Here is a 24,122-nt window from a genome sequence, read left to right on the forward strand (position 1 = left end):
CTTATTACAGTTTCCGTTCAAAGCTTGAAAAAGAACATATATATGAAAAACATACTAACCTTGGTCCTACTTTTAACTGTTCCGCAGTTCGCATTTGGTGAATTCCAAGCGCCAGTCATTCGCATGAAGCTCGGTATGTTCAACACCATGGTCTCTGCCGGGGAACTCGTCGATGAGGAACCCCTTGCTGCGATGATGACACTCCAGCCTTCCGTCCTGTGGGACCTACCTTCGATGAACTCCCGTATTGGGGTCCATTATATTCTAGATGTTGGAAGCCCGTTTGGTATGACCGCGATCTCAGGGATTGGGGTTAGTGGGTATTATTATTTGCGCGGTCTTTCTTCTGCCTATGAAAGCTCTAACGATACGCTGGTACAAAAATCGAAACCTGGCTTTTACACTTTCGCGTCTTTGACGCCAGTGAATTTCAATCTGAACAAATATGATCCCGCTGATACGAATCAATCATTTTCATTCAGCTCATTGGTTTATGAATTTATGTTGGGCGCTGGATTTGAATACCCTTTCAGACCCAATTCTTTAATTAGCATCGAGCTTGCAACCCGCGAAGGCAGCAGCTCTCAGGGCGATACAGCCCTTCGTTATTCCGGCATCGGCTTTTTCGTCGCTTTCACAACATCTTATTACTAAATAAAAAACGGAGCCCTAAGACTCCGTTTTTAGTTTTAACTTATTTTTTTCACTTATTGAGGCTGGGTTGGAGCTTGGTTCGTAGATGTTTTTTCTTCAAACTGTTTTGCTTTTGATTCCAAATTCTCAATTTGTTTTTCTAACTTAAGCAAGGCAGCTTCACGTTTTTTCTGATCTTGCTGTTCACGAAACTTTCTTTGCGCTTCTTCTAAACGGTTCTGGGCAAGCTTCATTTTTTCTTGCAAAGAAGCCTGTTTTTGCTGCTGTTCAATTTCCTCTTTGCTTAACTGCTTAGAGAATTGCTTTTGCTGCAAACGATAAAACGCTTCAGGATCCATCAGTTTTACTGCAACCACTACGCGACGGTTTAACGCCTTATTGGCAGGAATATCTAAACCCTCTTTATCTTCATTGGGTGCAAGAGGTTTTGCCGATCCATACCCTACTGCCGAAAGAAATTTAGCTTCTATTCCGCTTTCTTCAAAGTAACGAACGACAGAACCTGCGCGTAAAGAAGATAGTTCCCAATTTGATTTCACTAAGCCACTTGCGATTGGATCATTATCAGTATGACCTTCGACGTTGATTTTTTCTACACCTTGAACGGATCTTAATGCAGAAACAACTTTACGAAGTTGGGGCTTAGCTTGTTCTTTCACTTCAACAGCGCCAGATTCAAATAAAACTTCACCGTCAAACTTTAATAGAAGAGTGTTTTCCTCGGGGCCTTTCATGATTTCGACACCATTCATGTCGCCAGAGCCTTTAAGAATGTTCACAATCTTTTGTTCGGCCATTAATACTGCGCTAATTTCTTTAATGTTTCCACCAAAGTACTTAGCAATTTCTTTACGAACTAGATCGAACTTATTGCCGTCAAAGCGAGTCAATGAATACATCAAAACGAAGAATCCAAAAAGAAGAGTCATCATATCAGCGTAGCTGACAAGCCAGTTCGACTCGTCATGAACCATTGTATGCGGCTTTTCTTCTAAATGTATTCTTCTGCGTTTGCCTTCGCTTCGTCCCATGTTATGCCGCCTTCTTCGCTGATTCTCCGCGAGCCGGGGCACTTGATTCCTGACGTTGGTTCGGAGACAAGAAAGACTTTAAGTATTCTTTTATGAATAAAGGATGCTTTTTTTCATGAACTAAAAGAATTCCTTCTTTAATGATCTCTCGTAAAGTCACATCCGAATGCGACACAGTTTGCAATTTTTCACTGATGGGAATTAAAACTAAGTTTGCTACAACTAGACCGTAGAAAGTTGCTACTAGAGCTGTTGCCATCGCAGGACCGATGCGATCTTGAGCGCCAGGATCACCCAAAGTTTGAAGTAACGAGATCATACCAAGTGTCGCACCCAAAAGACCGAATGCCGGAGGGAAGCGAGACATTGTATGCCATACTTTCATTTCTTCTTCGTCGCGTTTCTTTTTACCACGTAAAGAGTTCGTAAGTACGTCATCAAGTTCTTCATAGCTAAAGCCATACTCGACTAAAAGCTGTACACCGTCTTTAATGAACGGGTGAGTTGTAGACTTTAAAACAGAAGGAACACTCTTTGGATCACGGCGATACGCCTCTGAAATCTCAACGATTGTTTCAATTGTACCGTGATAGTCGACTCTTTCTCGACCCAACATTTTGCGAGTGACGATTTTTAGAGCGTTCCACAGGCTTTTAAAATTAAAGCTAAGAAGTGCGACGGTAATCGTACCACCAACCACCAGGACTATCCCGTGAGGGTCTGCAAAAATTTTAGGGTTTTTCGCAGAGTCCAGGATCGAGAAAGCAGCAATCGCAATTGCTGAAATCAAACCAAATATACCGGCGAAGTTCATTGTTCCTCCGAAAAAGGTGCTAATCTTCTTCTCTATTTTTCGTATTAATATTCGGAACCCTAAACTGGGCCTTGGCTTAGATTTGGCGGTGTTCCGCAACTCTTGTTAAGAAGCTGTTTCTTATCTCTGATAAATTAACTTAAAGGAACAAGGATGGGCCTATGAAAGACGTATTTATCACGGTATTTTTGCTAGTTTGCGCTGTCGAGGCCTTTTTTATTTTTAAGGAAGCGTCCCGCATGAGAGGCGAATCGAAGCTGGCAAAGCTCCTAAAAGCGGCACAGGCCGACGTGGCAAAATTGAAAGATCTTTTATCGGCTTCTGAAAATGCTCTAGATTCTGCAAAAAAAGAAGTTCAAGGTATTTACGTTTTATGGAATCGTTCCATTGAGTCGGAACAAAAGATGCGAAAAGAGTTGGATATCGCTAAGACCCAACTTACTTACCTAGCGAAAAAAGTAGTTCGTAAAGACGGTCCTCAGCAAGAAAGCGCTGAACCTCACGGCAAAGCGCCAACTTATTGGAATTTGTCACAAGGGCAAAGCTTTGAAGAAAAGCCTGTTATGAAAAAACAGAATCTGTCAGAAATTCACCAAAGTATTTTATAATCCGCATTCTACTAAAGAATAACTCAGTGGAGCAGCTGATTTGTTTGCGATAAACATGTGGCGGTTCCCTGGAAAGATCTTCCAAAGACCTTTAGCAGTTAAAGCTTTCTCTGCGTTTTCATCATTTAGCTCAAAGCTTTCTTTGCTTCCATCAGCCGACACGTGACTTAAAATATATCTATTTAGAAAGCCCCACTTTTTCCATTTCTCTGCAACCCAGAAAGAAGTGGATTCAGGCTCGCCGAAGACACTATAATCCTTCTTAAAGCCCAGGGGATGATTGATGGTAATATCCTTAATTGGGCTTTCCGGCACCATCAACGGTTTTAAACTCCATTTTTCATTTCGATCCAACCAATCACTGATCTTAAAACCGATGAATAGATTTTCAGTCACAAAAAAATCTGAAAATTGTTCTGTCTTGAAATTCATTTCTAAGGGCTTTAAATCCATCTGTTCAGGCTGAACCTTGTAGGCAGCTACATTTCTTGATTCACCCGAAGAATAAGCAAGAATTCCTGACTCAATTCGCACCCGCGCTTTCGTATTCACGAACTGGTTCTGGCAGCTTTCAACCTTTAATACATTCCCGGTTTCAACACCCATTAATGTATCAGGAGATTTAGGCATCTCTCGAGGAATCAATTCTGACAAAGAACCAATGTTATAAAATCCCAAGCGTCCTTTGGAATCCCAAAGCACTGCTACTTTTTGATTAAGTCGGGTCAGTTTTGTTTCGTCTTCCCACTTCGCACCACACAGACCCAAACTTGTGTGCATAGCGATCCTTCCGTCTTTAACTGAAACCGGTACTATTCGACCTTGCCCGGTTTTGACGAAAGCCCAATCATCATAATTGCCGATAAGTTCATAGGTGTTTTCACCCACCGCAGTTAAGTAATTTTCTTTAGTACTTAACGGTTCCAGATAAGGGGTGAAATCAGCGCTAAAAAGAAATTTGCTAACAAGCCACGTGTCTTTTTTGGGATTCAACATCGCGGCTATATATTCACCGTTTTTATCTCTGAATAAATGACTGATTAGTGAGGCCTCTTTGAATTCACCGTGCTTTTGAATTTTGCAAGACTTTAAAGGTTTCTCTTCAGGCATTTCTTCAAAAAGAATTGTAAATACAAGGATCAAAGCCAAAAACCCTGCAGCAATTGCTGGGATTTTAATAAACAACGGAAGAGCATTCTTTGAAGTTGTCACTTTTTCACCTTATCGCAGCTAAGCCTTACAAGATCTTTGTTTGATCCCATGATAACATCTTTAAAAACACAAGATTTGTCGACACGAATTTCGTAAACACCTTTGCCTAACACCACTGGAAAATTGGTCAGATGGTTTCCTAAAAGCGCGACCTTTCCGTCATACACATAGACCCCACGAACTTTGGGATCATCGACAATAGCGGCCCCCGCTTCTTCAATATTGTAAACATATTCGGCGTTGGGAATAATCAGGTAGTTATCGATGACTTTTTCAAAAAATGGTTCTCGGTAAAATCGCAAACTCCAGCGTCCTTGCGGCAAGGCGACGCGGACATCACTGGTAAATTTTCGCACAGCTTTCTTATTTTTATCTAGAAGCTCAATCTTCATCAACTTTTGCATAAAATTGGCTTGAAAATATCCGTCCCCTTTTACCCTCAGTGTAATTTTCTTTTTTGCGGGGATTGTGAACTTTTGAAACTTGTATTTTGGCTTTAAGTTTACAATGGCGACGTAATCTCCTGGCGGCACTTCAATACCTAGGTTGGCTGGGAACTTCCGATAGATAATATCAGGGGAACTTGCCTTAAATAAAAAAACCGTGGCTTTAGGTTCCGGACTTTCGACAAAAAGATTCTTATTTGGATTTAACTTCTTATCAAGATCCTGAAAAAGTTCATCCAGCTGTTCTTCATTATCTGCTTGGTTCATATCGCCAATGCAGGCTAATTTTTTTAAAGTATCCAGCTGATCACGCAGACCAAATGCGACCACAAAGAATTTTATATCAACTGTCGATGCTTTCAACTGCTCAACTGTCTTACACGGATCTTGCCCACAGGTTTCTTCACCGTCAGTAAAAAGAACAATTCTTTTTGGACCATTGTAATCTTTAAGATCCTTGGTAGCATCGCGAAGTGCAAACGCCAAAGGGGTCATGCCAACGGGTTCAAAGCCCTTTACCACACCTTCAATAGCGCCCAAATTTCCTGACTTTGGCGGAATTGCTAAAAAGTTATCCTTACAATCTTTTTTTCTTCTGCCACCAAAAACACGAAGTCCGCTGGCTGCTTTTTCAGTCCACTGAGCCATCAGGTATTTGTTTAAGATTTTCTTTAAAACATATATCTTAGTTTTTTTACCGGTAAGAATCTGTCCCATGGAACCCGAACTATCGATAACATATTCCACCAATGGCGGAACTTGCTCTTTAAGTTCCTCTGCCGCCACTTCCCCGGTTAAATTTGCAGGGACATCTATCGGTTTGAAATCCATCTTATCTAAAAGATCCGAAGACTTTAGTTGAATAATTCCCTGCGGATCCACTGGTTCATCGACAGCGGGAATGTTTGCATCTGAGCCTTCTTGTGCAAAAGCCACTGGAATAAAAGACAATAGAAGAGGAATAATGAACCATGATTTCATCGCGGTTTTAATGCCTTTCCAATATAGTCATCCATTCGCAATCCCAAGGTCAGCTTAATGAAGTTTTGAGTTTCATTATACGTTTGCCCCTCTGGAATTTGCGTGAATCCATCCACCGGATCAACGGTAGGACCACTAAAGCTGAACTGGCTTTGATTGACTCCGGTGCTTAGATCCAAAGACCATCTTTTGAAAAACGGAATGAAGCGTAAATGAAATAAAAATATCACACCCGCCTTCATTTCAAGGGCTGTCCCCGATCCACTGTCACCGCGAGTGACGCCTGTGTCTTTCACGGTATAAGAAGGAAAGTACGCGAGTTCAAAATAAGTTTTATTAAGTGACCAATCAAATCTTTGAATGGATTTAAAAAGATTGTCATTAAAAAGATAATGGAAGTTCGTCCCGAATCCCATGCCTGAAGCAGAAGAAGACATCACGTATTCATCATCATTTTCTGTAGTAAAAGTAGAATTCTTGGAAATTAATTTTAATGTGGGACGCAGTTCTTTCCAGATAGGTAAGAAACGGTAATGAATGGCTAAGGAGCTTTCCTTATAACTGGTAGCCTTTGAAACTCGATTATAGGATTTCACAGGAACGTTGCCACCAGCGGCCTCGTATTCAATTCCGTAGCGCCAGACAAAATCAAAGTACCAAAGAAAGTGCGTAGATACGAAATCGTTGTTAAATATTTTATATTGGTTTGCGCTGTTGGGTGATTGACTTTCAAATTTCCCTTGATAGGGACCAAAATCCAAAACCATATACCCTGGTTCATAGGGATCCGGAACATCCTCACGAATTTCTGGAGACTTGTCAGGAGGAGGCTCGTCAAAAACTTGTGGATTTAACTTTGCTAAGGAAACAACAAGGTCTTTTGCTTTTGGGAACTTCGTGACCGAAGCGCCATCCAGTAAGATCAACAGCTCATTATTTTGGATGTTTTCAACACTTCCCCGAGCGATGACTTCGATGTTGTCTTCAGAGGGTCTTACAACAACAACGAGCTCGCCAACTTTAATAAGTTTGTTATTCGGAATGACCGCGACATCATCCATCATTCGACGGATAGGAACAGCATTTTTCTTAATAAAAGAGGTGTCCGTTATGGGATTTGCAACGGCGGTGAAACTTAAAAAAATAAGAATGAAAATACAAAGAAGAGGCCTCACTGTTTAATGGTATGAGGCCCCTATGAAAGAAACAATGTGAAATTAGCGAGCTTTGAAAATTCGGCCCTTGCCGCGACTGACAAGAACAAGTTGCCCTGAAGAATATGCGATAATACTATCCACAGGGTCTTGAACGGAATTTGTGTACACATTGAAATTTGTTAAATCAATAGTGAACACTTGGTTTGAATCGCGCATTGTGCCGATCACCAGACGATCGTCTGCTTTGACCACCAAACGTTTGCCTGCGCCCGGCACGTCAAATGGTGATGAACTAATTTCATTCACTCCCACAAATTGAATATCGCCAACAACCGGTGTTGTTGCACCGCTATCAGGGAAGGTCGCAACACCACCCGTTCCAGATAACAAAATGATCACACGATTGGTAACCGGATCAATGGCAATATCGGTGGGCTTACAATCTTCGTGGGCGGGCACACCGTCATAAATCGGCATTGATGATAGTAGTACAGCAGCTGCCCCTGAACGAAGTGGTGCGACATTAAAGACATAAATTTTATGCGCAATCGATGGTGCAGTTTGCTGGGTTGTTACGTACAGTCGATCTATCGCACGGTTTAATGCCATTCCAGAGACTTTTTCAGTACCGAAATTTCTAATCAGCACTGGCGTCGCTGGAGTCAAATAGTCGTAATAAAGTTTATCACGGGCATCATTAGCAAAAAACACGTATAACGAATCCATTGATGCTGTTAAGCGATCATCAGAGCTAGCGTCACTTGTATAAAGCTGCAATGGACAATCACCGGTACATTTATTACCGCTGCTTAAAGCTAAGGTGGTAAAATCTGTGGCTGGGATACGTAAGGCTTCAGTAGTAACTCCGAACGGACCCGCTCTAGGAACTTGCGAAGTTAAGATAACATCAAAAGTAGTTCCAGTGGGTACTATCGCCATTCGATCCGTTTTAGTTCCGCTTAACCATGGCAAGTCCTCAAAGAAGTTCCACGGTGGATTTGACAGCGAACCATTTGGCTTAGTTACAGTGCCGTTTACAATCAACAAGTCCCAAAGGAAATGTTTCACGAAGACGCCAATCTTATAACTTCCAGAAAAGATAAGATGATCCATGGAATCCGTTCCTAGTGTTGTCGAGTGGGCGACTTCTGCAAGCCAGCTTAACTCATACGGATTTTGCGATGGTAAGCTTTGTGGGCGCGCGGTGAAAATATCAAAAAGCGTTTCACCCAATAAATAAGTATTTCTGATACGAATATTCCAGGTGCGGGAAGTCATGAAGTTTCCATCTGTCACTTCAACGCGGATTTTATATTCTCCTACTTTTAGTGGACCCGTTCCATCTGGATCTGCAGAACCATCCGTATCAGAAGGCTTAAATGAGTAGGTTGAGCCTTCGTCCGATTTTAATTCGTCATTTACATACCAACGATAAAATAACGTGTCGTTTGGATTTGGATCCGATGCAGTCACCGATAAATTTAATAATTCCTTTTCCGCTACTAAAACATCAGTGGTTGCTGGTAACACTGCAGATATAACCGGTGACTCTTCAAATGGAGTTAAAGGATTTTGAACTTTCAAATAGAAGTGCGCGATATCTGAATCGCCAGTCACTGTATCTCGGACCTTAACGCGCACTAGGTTTCCTACTCCGTCCACAGGTGTGATGTCCCCTGGGTAGGCAGGATTCCAAGTGATGATACCTTTCTGCGCGTCGATACACATTCCATTAGCTTCACCGCAAGCCCGTGGCGAGTTTAACAGTGTATATTCTAATGGATTTTTTTGCGAATTATTAGCGATCACTTCATAGCGGAAGGGGTTGCTAGCCATGTTCGCTGATGTATGAGGCATAAAGTGAACTGGTACATTTGAGATGTTCACTCTTGGGCTTTCTAAGAATACTGGTGAAATAATTTTAAACCGTAACGGAGTCGCACTGACAGCCCGTGATAATGCCAATCCATCACGATTCGTATCGCCATTATCATTAACAAAGATTTCAGCAGAAAACTCGCCGATATGATTTCTTTGAGGACACCATTCTAAACGGTATTTTTGTTTTAGAACGCCATTTTCCACTTCCGTGGGCCCAATCGCACTTAATTTTGGAACTGCTAAGTCTGCAATGACAGCTCCGCCACTTGAACACTGTGTGATCGACATATTTTTCTGATAGCCAGGCTCAAAGGTCGTAAGCTCTTCTGCCCAGTATGCTGAAGTCGCATGACACACAAATGGATCTGCCGAGGCACCATCTAAAGTGGGATGCAATACTGTATTAGAGTTTGAATCCCGACATAATGTTAGTTTTGTCGCAAAAGTTCCCGCATCAGGAATGTAGGCATCATTGTCATAAAGATAAAAATCTTTAGTAAAATATGTATCAGCATAAATAGTGAACTTATTGTCGGTAGCGATGGCACCAATAGTTGGCACCTGGTTATTATTGATCACTTTTATTTTATAATACGCGTAAGTAAACGTTTGCGCGTCAGGCATGGTCTTAGCATCATAAACTTTTACTTTGATAACAAAACCGTCATTGCCAGCAAATTTTTTCGCGTCTGCATCCGTTGGCTTCCAGACGATCTTGGCCGTTGTTTTACTTCCTGATGAAGCCGTCAGATTTTCACGCTTTTCAATATCAATTTTTAAACCTGCTGGGGTTGGACGCCAAGTGGACGTCTTTACATCCCATACTTGAGAATCCAAATCAAAGTTGACGGTTTTTAACTCGCCACCTTTATCTGTGTCTTTTACATAAATACTATAAAAAGATTCCGTGTTTTCACTGTACTCTCCGACATAGATCGGATTTGTGTGAACAGTTCCAACTCCACCACCATACGCGTTGAATGCGGAATCTGTTATGATAGGCGTATCATTCACTTCTTTTACATAAAGAGTTAAATTCGTTGATGAAGTTGCACTTCCTCCGTAAGCAAAATGCTCTCTTATGGTCATCTTAAAGCTAAATGTGCCAGAGTAGTCATTCACGTGCGGAACGTAGCGCATATAACATTTTGCACTTTTAAAAAAGAATCTCCAAGCGACCGCCGGTGGATTCACGTTACACGCCGTACAAGCAGCAGCAAAGGCCCCCGGTTCGCGACAAAATTTATATGTTCCTGACGGTGCCGTCCCTTGCGCGACGACATCAAAGCTATAGTAATCGACGCTGTCTTTGGGATACCAATACTCATCTAAACTTAATAACGGAACTGGGATAGCTTGCGATGAATCTGAAACTTCAATTAGGCCACCGGTTAAATTCACTCCTTCAGAAGCCTCAATCACCGGAGTTGAAATTAAGCGCGTCGGATTGTTTGAATCAGTGAAGCGTACTGTGATCACTCTTGAGTTCGCGTAAGGGGTCGAGGTTGTTTGCGCCAAGTTATCAATACGGCGAACCCAGATGTTTTTTAAAGTTTCGCCTGCGTTCATGATTAAAGCTTCCGCTAACTCATATCTCGTCATGTTCGCAGTGCGAAGCACAGTTCCCACAGGCAAAGTAAATGACGTCGCCGATGATGTGCGAGTAAATCTAACTTTACCTTCGTGAACTATGATTGCCGTGTTTGTAACTTTTAAGGTCGTCGCTTCAGGTGGCAGAGCTGCATCAAATAATGTGATCGAATTCGCGGGAGCTCGATATCCATCTAGGCCACGAATTCTTAAAAGTTTATTTATCGTCGAAGCCGCTGTGCCAGGATTTCCTTTGCTTTCATTAAAGTCTATAAGGCCAGAAACAGTTCTAGCAGTCATTGCAGGGCCAGCTATCACAGCACCTAAATTTAAAAGCTTATCGGCAGTCAAATTTAAAGTTCTTCGCCATACAGGCACTTTCATTTCTGATGCACCAGCTGCTGCAGCAAAAGTAAAATCTGTCGGCACTTCGAATTCTATGCTTGGGTTGTTATTCGTTTTAACTATTGTGCCTCTTGGAATCGCGACGGCACCGCCAGCAACCGTACGATAGAATGTCACAAGTCCGCGATCATCAATATTAGCTTCATTTTTAACTTTTAAATTGGCATCGCTCAATGCGGGAGTAATTAGATTCACGTTATTCACTGTGGCCGTGCGGTTTTTGCCTTTCACCGGCACGTAAATATCTAGATCGCCTGGTTCTACGGTCACGGCATTCATAGTCTCAAATTCCATGACATAACCATTTTCAGCAACAGTTGAAGATAAAACAAAACCTTTAGGAATTGTCCTGTTCGCCGTATCTTCAGTCAGACGCGAAAACTTGACGTAACCTGCAATTCCGCCTGCGTTTGTCTCTGTGTTATAGTGAGTTCTAAAACACATTGTTGCCGCATTTTTACGGAATGTTGGTTCTGACATCGTAATATTACGTTTTAAAGTAATCGGCTGACCCGCAGTACAATCTTCAATATGTTTAAGCGCATCTAAAGAATTGTTACTAACAAAGCCATAGTACTCTATCCAAACCGGGTCCCCGTCGCGGTCAGAGCTACTGAAGTTACCCTTATTATTGGGATTCAACTCATTCAGGCTTAAAAGGAAATCCGTCGCTACTAGACAAGGCTTTGTATTTCTGTTTTCGGCTGTCAAAGATAAGCTAATCGGTGGAGTTACTCCACCATGATTATCCCTTAAACTGACGATGAAAGTTCCCTTTAATAAAGCATGGGTCGGCTTCCACATGAAAGTTTGACGGATACGATCGGCTAAAACTACGGGATCCCCGACTTTACTAATATTGGAGTTAAGATTTCCGCCAGTAGTAAAAGTAATCTGATCTGGTGGGTTTGACGGGATATCCGCGACATTATCGGGATCTTGAAAGTCTAAATAAAATTGATATGGAGCAAGTCCATCCGTACTTTGCAAAGCGCAGTAGTCAAATTCAACAGCGGCATCAGCAATTGGATTAACTCCACCCAATAGGATCGGTGACTTGTTACTGTCACTTACACTGACTGCAAGAGTCGCCATTGTTAACCCGGCATTATCATCTAATAACTCTAAAATAATTGAATTTGATTTTTTGCGCGCGTCTTCATTGTTCGGAGTCCAGCGAACTTGGATCTGATTTTTTCCGGTAATTTCAACAGGGGCTGCTTGACCGTCGATGTAAACTGGATTTGAACCTGTAAGGGCATCAACTTTTAATTTTATACCATCACCATCTGGATCGCTGTAAGAAACACTGCAAGTCCACTCTTCATTTTCTAAAGCACTTAATGTACATGAATGGGAAAATACGGGACGACGATTTACGTTTTCAACGAAAACTGGCCAGTCTACCCGGGCAATTTTACCGCCATCAGAAACCAACACGCTTAGTTCATAGTTATCCGCTTTGCCATCTTCATAAGATGGTTTAATGCGAGCGACACCTTCTTTAGCATCCACCAATGCGTCATCCCACATCCACGCATAAAACACTTGATCCCCATCGGGATCACGGGCAGTCGCTTTGACTTCTAAAACTTTTTCTTCCTGAACACGTTGCTGAACTACGCGAGTGGTTGATTTATCATCTAAGATTGGAGCACGATTTAGAATTCCGAAAGGGTATGGTTCTGATAAAACATCACCATCAGTATTAAAATCATAATTCAGGCTGAATTTTTTTAGGAAAGTCAAAAAGCTGGCGTCATTAGAAAGGCCATTTCTTAAAAAACGATACAAATGATCAGGATTGTAATTTTGATCGATTCCAAATAAGGCCATTCTTGAAGACTTGAATTTTTCAATCTCTACTAGAATTTCACTTACTTCAGAAGCTGTGAAAGTAGCAAGATCCCGATCTGGATAGGAAGACAGAAGATTATAAACTAAGGTTGTCTCTAGGGTCGGCTTAATAATTTGTTCTGGATAAACTAGTGCAAACCACGGCGTGGTTCTATATTCCATGACGATTTTCGCGACTAGGGCTCCGCTGGGCTCAAGGCCTTTGGGCATAATCTGTTTAATCAAACTTGGTTTGTTGTCAGTCGTAAGATCTAAAAGATTTTTTGTTTTCTTATCTGCTTGAACAAATTCAGTTAGATACAAAGAATATTTATTGTCACTGACTTTGTTCACCGTGGAAACATCAAGTTGAATGAGTCCGCCCGGAGGAATGACGATTTCACTCGACTTCCCCGATTCCTCTAGACACCCTGTTGTCGACAGGGCTAATAAGAGTACGACCACCCATTTTCTTAACATAAACTTGTAATCCCCCAAGTAACGTTCCACTAATACAACATAAAGAAAGTACCTATATTGATCCCTTTTAAAGGATCAAATCCATCATGGCGTGACGAAGGAACCATAATATCTAAAGTTCCATCCCCGTTAACATCACCCGAAGATGTATTTGAATAGAAATATTCCGGCTGCACTTCTGTATCTTCAGATGAGATAATAAACGGCTTCACTTTACCTGAACTGTCAGTGACTACGACAGAGTCAGGATAATCTTCAGAGTGCAATCCTGAATTCGATCCAAAGAATACAACCCCACGACCTAAATTCGTGACAGAGTTTATTTGATCATCCCAACCCATTGCTCCTAAAATCAGGTCATCAAAACCGTCGCCGTTGAAGTCAGCTTTTTTCGCGCGACCACCAAATACGGTCAATCCGGTGTAATCGTATGATCTTGCATCCCAAGCATAGAAAGCTTGCGGAGCAGGCTTCGCAGTACCCGATGAACGCACGCATCCTGGCAGTGGTGAAACAGCAATATTAGGATCAGAAAACTCAAGCTGCTTATTAAGGTTATCTTCAAGATAATCCCACATGGTGGTTACGTTGTCAGAGCCACAAATCGGACCATAATAAACATAACCAGTTCCAGAGCGATCCAATCCCGCTTTAGGAGTTTCAAACGGAGCAGAGACGAAAAGATCTTCGTAACCATCGTTATTTAAATCGCCTGCGGCTGAAACTTTCCAACCAAAATGGCGTCTAGTTTGATTTTGAAATAATGATCCATCAAATAAAGGTGGCATCAGTGCGCGCACACCATTTGATAAACCATCTTGATCTAAGGAAGCATCTAGGCTTTGCCATAGGTTATCGTCTGTACATGAGTTCGCATTATAATTGTTATTATAATATGAATCTCTGGAAGCAGCTATAAGACCATTTGCGCTTCCTTTATAAATGAACACGCGGCCATAGTTAAAACGCGCATCCGTGTCGATATCATAATAACAAGCGATATCTTCCCAACCTGGCGCTGAAACGATCATGTCATCATAACCATCCTTATCGATATCCAAAATCGCTACACTAGCACCGAATTGATGTTTCATGCGGTGATAACCATAATCCACGTTTTTAATCATTGGACTATACAAGAATTGCATTTTACACGTGTTTGCTGGTGCACCACTGCACGGCTGACTTGCGACGGGAACGCCTTCAGTACCGTAAGTATCAATCATGTAAGTCGTATTTGTGGAAGCCAACGCATTCGTGACCGAAGGTTCATCAGGATATGTTCCATTCGAATATCCCTTTGTGCGCGGAGTTTGCACCCCGTTAGTTGAACCATAATAGATCCACACACGTCCCATCTGGTGAGCATTAACTCCATTAAGACAGTCAGGATCCGCTTCGGGTAAACACATCCATCCAGAGTTTCCTGCCAATGCAGTGCCATCGGCTCCCGTCGTGTCTACCCATCCACCAGTGCGATTCATATTATTAAATGCAGACGCTGTCGGATTTGTGATAACGATGTCAGAAACGCCGTCACCATTAAAGTCCCCAGCATAAACGATTTCACGGAATTGAGGATCCAGATCATCTAAAAGATCCACGTCAGATCCCGTCATTCCCATCCAACGTTTAGAAATAATTTGCGGATCACCATAAGCTGGAACCCACTGAGGATTATTTACAGCTTGCAGGCCACCACGTGATCCGTAGTAAACCACTGCCTGCCCATTGGTATTATAATCAATGAACATAACATCAGCAAAACCATCACCGTTCGCATCGTTAACGTTAAAGGCTCTTTGCGCCCAGCTCGCTGACATATTGGTTGGTTTTGTAATAAGCTGAGGCAAAGCGATATCTTCTAACGTCACACCTTGCGCAGGAGCGCTAGAAGGGAAACAATACACATCACTTTGGCTTGTCGGCTTAAAGACGCGAGTCAGATTTTCTTTACAGAATGACGTTGTCACTAAACCAATCTTTGAACCGTAAAACACAACAGCATCCGTCGTATAAGTAGTGCTGTTTGCTGACGGACGAGAAATCTTAGCAACAGCATCTGCATAACCATCGCGGTTAATATCGCCTACGATTCGAATAGATTCATAACCCAGATTTTGCGAGCTTGCTAAACTATCAGTCAAAGTCACCGAAGGAACCGAGTTTACCGACGACAGTGGTTGACCACTGCTATAATAACCATAAACTGCACCGCCACCATTTTTCGTAGACTTATCTAAAAACGCACCAGCCATAATATCATTTAAAGGTGTCGTCCCTGTAAAGTCGCCGTCGAAGTTACCAACCGTCACCGAACGACCAAAGTAGTCGTAGGCTTTGGCGTTGGTATTGTAAGAATGTAAGAAGTTCGATGTCAGACCCACACCAGTTAAACTTGTAAATGCAAATACCGCCCCTGAATTTGTCGCACGGGTAGCATCACCAACAGCCCCAACAACAACGTCTTTAAGACCATCCCCAGTGATATCACCCACTGCCATGGCCTCTGGATCTTTTCCAAGAAGTGAATTGGCAGCAATGGAATTAGACCGAATCAAAGTAGGTGCACACTTCTGTTTTGTTGCGTTGTTATTCACAGTGAACGAATCACACTGTGCAATTGTATCGTTCCAATCCAAATCTTTGTTCGTCGGCGACACCGCATCGATTTGATAGAAAGCATTGTAAGAATAATATTTCCACTGATTACCGAAATAAACCCACAAAGCGCCAGAGTTTGTCTTTTCAAAATTGCTAAAGTAGCTGGCAGAAACCACGGCTTCAGCAAATCCATCAGCGTTTGAGTCTGACTTATTAGTGATAGCTGTGTTCGTCGCATCAAAACGACTTGAATCACCCACAAGGGCTACTGAAGTACCAAAGCCTGCACTTGTTAATTTTTTGCCAGTGCCATCATCTTTATAATAACTGCGTGGGAACAAGACGCGGAAGCTTGAAGGATCAACAAAACACGACAAGTGAGTTGGGGTATCCATCTTGCGCAATCCACACTTCCAGAAGTTAGCGCGCGATGGGGTTTCAATTGGATCAGCAGAACCCGTAGCACCACGTCCAAAATAAACATATGCGGCGCCAGGTGCAGTACCAATAGCTGAATTCGATCCATTCATCGGCATGCCATAGTAGTTGTTACCATTGGCAAAGGCGGTAGCGCCGTTCCAGCCACCATCAGCAGGCGTGATCGTTGTACAATTTGGACAGATGCCTTGAACTTTTAATTTGAAATTAGTTGCACTTGCATTTGGATAACGGTCGCCTGGTGCCCCAACGATAAAATCAGATCCACCAAAAAGTTTATTATCAGAACGGCGAACCCTGTAAAGGCCATCGACGTCAGCGCCGCCTGAAATAGAGTGACCAAAACGAGCCCCATTATGCGGAGCCGGAGCGTAGATCTTTAAGAAACGAAACTTTGAATCCGACCCAGACGGAATCCCTGTGGCAAATGGAGTTTCGTAACCTACACCATCTTTAGATCCAAAATACAACGCCACATAACCCGTTGCTAGTTCGTACTTCGCATCCCCTGGTAAACTTGGTGAAGCAACGCCATCCCAGTCGCCTTTAGGAACACCAATACCAATGTCATCATACCCATCGGCATTGATATCGCCGATAAAACTGACTGAATATCCAAATTCAGGATCATCAGTGATTTGAACTTTTTTAGAATCATCCCAATAAGCAGCAGGATAAAGTTTCATGTTTGCCCATAGCTGAACTGCAGAACATGTCGCACCTTCGACCAAACCGTTACATGTTTCTACGTTTTGCTGAAGATCCTTAATTCGATTCGGTGATTTTAAGCCTTGAGGACTACCGAAGAAGGCAAAGGCAGTACCATCATAACGAATATTATTGCCGGTGATATCAAAACCCGGAGCACCAACAAGCAAGTCTTGGCAAGCCTTACCTAAGATACTGTCGCCATTGATATTACCGCTACCACTTAAAGACTTACCGAATTTTGAGCGATGGGTTAAATCTTCAAAAGTAATAACTTGCGGGTCTTCACCCGGCTTCACTGGATTTCGCGACGGAGTCGGAGTTGTTTTCAAAGAAAACTGAGATGAACCACTTGGTTTATAAGAATAATAAATATAAACCGCACCCGCAGATTCTTCTTTTACGCCAAGGTTAGCAATTGAAACCGACGGAAGACCGACAGCCATATCAGGATAACCATCACAGTTAAAATCCCCAGAAGTCAAAGCCTCGCCCATAAATGAAATACCAGAGTCTGCAGCTGACATCGGTGGAAGTTCATTGAATGTCGGAATACCTTTAATATAAGTGCTTAAATTATCAAAAATCAGGGTTTCGTTTTTAACACCATCGTTATAATTTACATGGATTGAAAGATCATCCACTTTGCCGATGTTCAGATTTGCTGAAGAAGAAAAAACGATCGTTCCAGAACCCACCATAGGATCGGATACAGGTGTAGAGCCTTTGTAAACACGGCTGGTATAAAATTCATTTTTATATTCTGTATTAACAACTGGAGTTACCTTTGCAAATGGCAACGACCCAATTGAAATCGGACTTAATTCATAAGCTGGGGTTGGGAACGATGAATTTGTCGAAGCTGTCACAACCTTCGTTGGACGTTCATAAGTTCCATCAAGATATTTAACTTGAACTACAAAGTGATAACGAGTTGAACCTTCTAAACCTCTGAATACATATTTTGTGTCAATCGCAGTCGCATCAGGGGTTGCCCAATTCGCCGTGTTGGTCGCAGTGGGATCTTCATACTTTTTATAAAAGATTTGATACTCTTCAACTTTATTTGGATAAACCCATGAAACCACCAGATTTCCATCTGAATCCTTGATCACTGCATCAGAACCAGAAAAAGGAGTTAAAGTGATCGCACTTAGTTCTTTATTACCACCAACAGAAGTTGAACCATCCGTACCAACGACCTTGAATGTGTATGATGTGTTTGGATCAAGATCACGAATAATAGCTTCACTAAATGAAGTCGTCACTAAAGCTTCAGAGGAAAGATTATAAAAAACTTTATACTCTCTATACCGGATATGGTTATTCCAATAAACACGCACTGCTGTTGGCGATAACACCTCTACGCCTTCAACCCCAGAGAAATCCTTTAACAAGCTTCCGGTTTCAATTTTTTCCGTACAAGCACCAGTAAAAATCAATGATATCAGTAACGCCAAGAGCGTGATATTTTTAGTAAAGGACATAGACCACTCCTGTCGCAAATGCTTTTCCAGATGGATGGCCCCGACCAGGCGCAGCCATTAGCAAGTCGGCAACTCCGTCGCCGTTGATGTCTCCACTCGCAGAACTTGAAATATAAGATCCTTCAAAAGCCACTCTTTCTGGCAAATAAATCAAAGAAGGCTCACACACAGGTGTTGAACCGCCATAACATCGTGGCGTCGGTGAAGCCGTAGCATTGATCTTAAGTCCCAATGGACCACCGTAATAAACAACGAATGCGCCAGTATCTTCTAAGATCTCTTCTAGATCATAATCTTTACCAGTCATATTCACGACGATATCGGCATAACTGTCGTTATTGATGTCACCTACGGCAGCTACTCCATATCCAAAATAATCCGTAGCGGTCAGCGCACCTAAAGAGATCGGGGCAATTCGCTGAACTTTCGGTTGAGTACCAGTCGCGTGAAGAGTGTTTTCCCCAATAGGACTGCTAGCAAAGAAGTCAGAAGAAAGAATACTTGCAGCACCATAGAATGCATACACAGTTCCCACTTGTGCCCCATAGAACGCATAAACCTTTGATGACGCGGGCCCAGAAACTACAAGGTCCGTCAATGTATCGCCATTGATGTCACCTGGAGCCACCACATCATAGCCGAATTTCTCTCCGGCTGTAGCAGGATCCATTTTTTGAAGTGGCGTATACACTAAACCTTTATTGCTTCCTTTAAATAAGTAAGCACGGCCTTTGTTGGCGTTAAATTGAGGATCTCCAACGACGAGCTCATCGGTTTCATCACCGGCTAAATTGTCTAAAGATTTTAACCCAGTTAAGCTCCACCCAAACATCACCCCGATATCCGGAGAAGCAAGAATTTGAACTTTACAAACCTTTGGTGTCGTATCCGTGCAAGGGTTTTCTACAACGACATCCGCAGCACCCCCGGCACCATCATCCAATCTTAATGTTCCATTAGATCTATTCGTCTGAGGTCCAATATTTGAACCGTAGAACACATAAATACGGCCGTTATTTGAGTTAGAGAAATCAATTCCTACTGGAATTACGCCGGCAGCGGGTTCATCTGTTGTGTTAGTCGCAATCGCAAAATCGCTATAACCGTCTTTATTAAAATCACCATAAGTAGCCGCGCGATTGCTTGTGCCGTAGTTAGTAATATTTAATGCCGAAATAGATGAAGAACCCATCATCACACCGGATGTGTGAAAGTTGGCCGTATTAGATCCGCCGGAAATCGCGAACTTCAGTGGATTTTGACCCACCGGCGCCAATGAAGGAGCATTACCTGATACAACCCCACTTGAAGATCCGTAATAGATATATGAACCGTAATAGCCAATTATCAAAATGTCATCATAAGCATCGCCGTTCACACTGCCAATGCGATAGAACTCTTTACCAAATCCAGGATCAAGATCAACAACAAGCTTTAATGGTTCACCAACAGCAGCTGGACTGCGTGCAGGATCCGGTGATGTCACTAGTCCCGAAGAGCTTCCATAATAAATTGCTAACTCTACTGTGTTTGCGACAGAGATATGCGCTGCCATGTCGTCATATCCGTCACCATTCACGTCGCCGATAATTTTCGCACGTTCAAAGTGATAGTTTAACTCTTTACCAAAGTTAACATTCAAAGTTTTATCTGGCACTGACACTGAAGAAGCAAACGAACCATTAGAATTAAAGATAAAACCAGCGCCGTTATAATAAGTCGGACTTGATTGGAAAGGTGCAGAAGTAAATAGGTCACCGGTACCATCGCCGTTGAAGTCGGCTCCGCCAGCACCGCCAAAGCCAAACATCGCGCCTGCGGTTAAATCCTTAGCATATATAATAGAAGCACCAAATGGATTTACGCCACCGCTATACCATGTACAGCCTGTAGTACATCCTAACGAATCATCATCAGATAATTGCGGAGAATCAATACGAGTTGCACCTTCATAACCTAAAGCTGAAACATCGGGCTTATAAAGATAAATCACACCGTGGTTCATCAGCTGTTTTTTACCATCACTGCTAGCAACAGTGCGATAAGGTGCTGAAACGGCAAACGAAGGAAGTCCGCGGGAAACAGATTCAATATCATCCATTGTTCCAAGTGAATATCCAAATTGAACGCCAGATTCGGCAGGACTTGTGTGAATCACTTGATTTTCACAGTGCTGTAAAGCGCCTGTTGTTACGTTGGTATTCCGGGCGTTACAGGCAATACGATTGACTGCCGTGATATCTTGTTGTGGAGCTAATATTCCTAATATGCCACCCGTTGTAAAATCATTCGAACGAGGAGTCATATAATAACCAAAAACCGCGCCCGCAGTAGTACTGCCAGACACTGTCGATCTTGGAGCTCCTACAAAAACAGCTCCAGAAATATTTGGTGTAGTATTAACCGCACCAATAATATTAGTTAACGGATAACCGTTTTGGTTTGGAATACCTAAGATGCTTGCCCCATAACCAAGAACATTGATGTGAGTCGCTTCAGGGCTTCCGCCACCGGCAACGTCCGGATAGGATTCTTTACAGGTCCAACCCAGGATTTTTTGCTTATCTGTACCTGAATCAAGCATGTCACCTTTACAGACAATAATCGAACCGCGACCTGCTGCTCTGTCAGGGACACCAATTACTAAGTCATCACACTTAGTAAAATCGTAACCTTTTTCGGCAGGAGCTGGAGTCGTACGGAACACCCAGCTTCCGTTGTTCACACATTTTCTAGAATTAAACGCAGTACCGATCGCGCCACCGAAATCTTCGGTGACACTTTTACCCACAAAGGTTCCATCAGTAAGATCACCAAGAGCCAATGATTCTGCATCAATGATCGCATGAGTTTTGGCATTTGAAACTGGCAATAAACCAAAGCGGTCACCACGCAATACATGCACTTGGCGCACTGACGTGTTTAATTGAACAGCCATTGCTAAATCGTCATAACCGTCGTTGTTGTAATCACCGAAAACGATGGATTCAACATTGTAGGTAGTTGAATTTTTATATTTAGCAGGACGGCACTTAAACGACGTTGGATCACAGGTAGCTTCATTTAAACCATATGAATTGCCGCCAGAACCAGTCACTAAACCTTTTACTGGATCACCGAACACAACAAAGACCGACCCTTCGGCAGTTTGGATTGCTAAGTCATCACAAGTGTAAATCTTTTTAATTTTATTAATATTCGCCGGTGGTGTCGCCGGAGTGAAAAGATCGTCACACAAACCGACGCGATTAGCTTTTGAATCGGCTAGATCTGTGTAACGGCTAAAACAGTCACCATTCACATTTCCTACCGACAAACGCTGCCCGAGACGAGTATTTGATGAAAGACCTGTATAATAGATCAACTGAGCATTCGGAAAAGAATTATCCGCACTTGGAGAAACATCAGTCTTTAAAGTGGGAGCCGGATCAATTGGATTTCCATTAGCATCAAATCCTGGAGGAGCATCGTAACCGTAGTAAACAACAACCGCACCGCCAGATTCATAATGGCGCTCACTAACATAAGGGGTTGCTCGCGGTGCTGCCATTGCAACGTCTTTCAAACCATCACAGTTGAAATCACCAACAGACACATTATAACCAAGCTCTTGCATTCCTAAACCGCCACCCACGAGACGAGGAATGATCGGTGCTTTGGCACCAGCACCATCAAGACTGCGAATCAAAGGCTTCGTGATGCCCGAAGATCCATCCAACAAAACGTCAACGATAGTGACTTTGCCAGTCGTATCTGAAACCTTTGCATACATATTTTTAGAACCCGGCGAAATCGGGATGATCGAACGGAAATAATCATTGCCATTCACAGTGGCTAAACGAATATCCGTAAAGCGCTCAAACACTTCCGTTTTATACGTGGTATCGCCACCTTCGGTCCAAAACCAAGGGAAGTTTCCGATAAATGCTGAATTGATTTTTACTGTCGGTAAATTTGTTAATTGGGATTGAACCAAAACACAAGGGGCTTTGGTGTTGATGTAAGCTTCGGCCATATTTGTAGGCTCATAAGTTTCATCTTCATAGTGAGCCATCACCCAAAAACAGTATTTTGCACCACTAGCAAGAGACGTAACACCCACAGTGCTTTTATCAATAGCAGTTGCTGTCGGTGTTGAAAGATCCCACGTTTCACTTTCACGTTTGGTGTAAACTTTGTAAGTGACATCGTCACCGTTTTTAACCCAGTTTACCTCCACCGTCCCGTTGGCCTGTGCAGTTAAGCCCGAAGAAGGAACACCGGTGAAAGTCGCCATTGTTTTTACGGGAATAAAATTCTCAAAACCAAATTCTTCATCAGTTAAAGCATCAACACCCGTAACAGAAAAATCATAGTAAGTATCCGGGGAAAGGCCCGTGATATTCGTCGTCGCAAAAGTTTCAACCTTCACTGGCGTATTAAAGCCTTTGCGGTAAATTCGATATTCTTTAAAGCGCGCCTGAAGCGACCAAGAAAGTTTCACCGTCGTTGGTGAAATTGCTACCGCCGAACTAAGTCCTTCGAACTTAGATGGTAACGTGGTTCCCTGCAGCCCTGCTTTTGAGCAAGATACTGCCGTCAATCCTATAACGATCCACAGTATTGTTAATAAGCACTTCATAGCTTTCATCAGTATATAGATCGGCATCTATCTATGGAATTAAACTAAGGAATTACCTCTAAATGGTACAGTCTAGGTGTTCCCCTATTTCACAGGCCTTTCGTCCGTAGAAAGAGGCAGTGTCTCAAATGTGAAATCCAATATAGAAGATTACGTAATCTCTCAAGTATTTCGTCTAGTCTGTGATTGGGGTCCTTATTGGAAATGTGGGGAACAGAAAGATTGAAGGTGAGATTAAAAGATCGCAAACAAACCAATTCCAAGCAAAAACCCGATGACAGTGGAAGAGGCCCACCCTCTTCCACTGTCTTTGTTAACTGGCTTTTTTATTTTCAGCGGCGCTCGGGTCAACACCGATTTCAATATGAAAAACTCCAAAATCAGTTTCAATAGGAATAATCAAAACAGGTTCACTGCTTTGACTTTTTACTTTGATTCTTTCACCGTAAATCACGGTCGGTAAAGCTTGTTGAATCTGATAATTTTTTTGGTTGAGCTGTTCTTTTGCTACGCCAAAAATAATATTCAAAAGTTCACCAGCCGCATCGGCATTGTCGTCACAAATGTCTTCGTATTTTTCGCCCAGCATTTGTTCAACAATCGACAAAAACAACTGCTTAGGAAAACGCAAAGCAAAAGTTCCATCGAATTTTCCACTGACAATGCTTAACACCGCCGCGATTTCCGTATCAATAGTCGGGCCTTTGCCTTTTAAATAAATCGGCATAGAACGACAGTTGATCGAAGCTTGGAGTTTTAAGGTTTCCAATGCTCCGTGCACAAAAGGATTAATAATTTCTGTATCAAACTTGATAGGCTTAACTACCGAATTGGCAAGTTCAGGAATGTCCTTCGCTTCTCTGTTCAAAATAGCCGTATCTAAACCTGATGCCCGTATACGCGACACCAAACGCTTATCCATGTTAATCCCATACGTTGGAATATCATGGCTTTTAAGCGCCTTTGATGCCACCACAAGATCCGCAAGCGGAGCTTCGTGGATATTGGGCGTATTTTCAAAATCGATCACAAAGGCCCTGAATGCGGGCTCTGCAGTCAACCCAGCTAACACATTTTTTAGCTCAGCACTGTCGGATCGATTTAAATCTTCAAGCGGGATCAGAATACAGGCCCCGCTCTTTTGAAGGACTTTTAATTTCGCCATGGAC

At 42.5% G+C, this 24,122-nt stretch carries 11 protein-coding genes; 2 read left to right on the top strand and 9 right to left on the bottom strand.

The window, feature by feature from the left end; genetic code table 11:
• Positions 1–42 precede the first annotated feature (42 nt).
• Entirely contained in the window at positions 43–654 is a 612-nt protein-coding gene (locus MNR06_RS10735) for a hypothetical protein (RefSeq protein ID WP_243535888.1), read from the top strand.
• A 53-nt stretch (positions 655–707) separates the two neighbouring features.
• Here the strand turns inward: MNR06_RS10735 and MNR06_RS10740 are convergent, their stop codons facing one another.
• Entirely contained in the window at positions 708–1,685 is a 978-nt protein-coding gene (locus MNR06_RS10740; protein ID WP_243535890.1) for an OmpA/MotB family protein, read from the bottom strand.
• 1 nt (position 1,686) lies between these two features.
• Positions 1,687–2,499, bottom strand: a complete 813-nt coding sequence (locus tag MNR06_RS10745; protein WP_243535892.1) for a motility protein A — start codon at positions 2,497–2,499, stop codon at positions 1,687–1,689.
• Between the two features lie 161 nt (positions 2,500–2,660).
• On the opposite strand from MNR06_RS10745, the gene MNR06_RS10750 reads away from it, so the two are divergent.
• Positions 2,661–3,107 carry a hypothetical protein gene (locus MNR06_RS10750; protein ID WP_243535894.1) on the top strand — a complete coding sequence of 149 codons (447 nt, stop codon included), beginning with the start codon at positions 2,661–2,663 and terminating at the stop codon, positions 3,105–3,107.
• On the opposite strand, the gene MNR06_RS10755 is transcribed toward MNR06_RS10750, so the two are convergent.
• The 7 genes from MNR06_RS10755 to MNR06_RS10785 form a co-directional block, all read right to left on the bottom strand.
• The gene (locus tag MNR06_RS10755; RefSeq protein ID WP_243535896.1) at positions 3,102–4,319 is read right to left on the bottom strand and encodes a hypothetical protein; all 1,218 of its coding nucleotides are present in this window, start codon (positions 4,317–4,319) and stop codon (positions 3,102–3,104) included. The two genes, MNR06_RS10750 and MNR06_RS10755, sit on opposite strands and share 6 nt — an antisense overlap.
• On the bottom strand, positions 4,316–5,746 hold the full coding sequence (locus MNR06_RS10760; protein ID WP_243535898.1) for a vWA domain-containing protein: 1,431 nt from the start codon (positions 5,744–5,746) through the stop codon (positions 4,316–4,318). Before MNR06_RS10760 ends, MNR06_RS10755 begins: the two co-directional genes overlap by 4 nt.
• The gene (locus tag MNR06_RS10765; protein ID WP_243535900.1) at positions 5,743–6,810 is read right to left on the bottom strand and encodes a hypothetical protein; all 1,068 of its coding nucleotides are present in this window, start codon (positions 6,808–6,810) and stop codon (positions 5,743–5,745) included. The genes MNR06_RS10760 and MNR06_RS10765 overlap by 4 nt, the downstream gene beginning before the upstream one ends.
• A gap of 153 nt (positions 6,811–6,963) precedes the next feature.
• Complete coding sequence (locus MNR06_RS10770; RefSeq protein WP_243535901.1) at positions 6,964–13,095, bottom strand: hypothetical protein; 6,132 nt, start codon at positions 13,093–13,095, stop codon at positions 6,964–6,966.
• A 29-nt stretch (positions 13,096–13,124) separates the two neighbouring features.
• Complete coding sequence (locus MNR06_RS10775) at positions 13,125–18,332, bottom strand: hypothetical protein (RefSeq protein ID WP_243535903.1); 5,208 nt, start codon at positions 18,330–18,332, stop codon at positions 13,125–13,127.
• On the bottom strand, positions 18,319–22,953 hold the full coding sequence (locus MNR06_RS10780; RefSeq protein ID WP_243535905.1) for a hypothetical protein: 4,635 nt from the start codon (positions 22,951–22,953) through the stop codon (positions 18,319–18,321). The genes MNR06_RS10775 and MNR06_RS10780 overlap by 14 nt, the downstream gene beginning before the upstream one ends.
• Before the next feature lie 313 nt (positions 22,954–23,266).
• Positions 23,267–24,118, bottom strand: a complete 852-nt coding sequence (locus tag MNR06_RS10785; RefSeq protein ID WP_243535907.1) for a chemotaxis protein CheX — start codon at positions 24,116–24,118, stop codon at positions 23,267–23,269.
• Positions 24,119–24,122: the final 4 nt, after the last annotated feature.

The sequence above is a fragment of the Bdellovibrio reynosensis genome (assembly GCF_022814725.1).
Taxonomy (GTDB): Bacteria; Bdellovibrionota; Bdellovibrionia; order Bdellovibrionales; family Bdellovibrionaceae; genus Bdellovibrio; species Bdellovibrio reynosensis.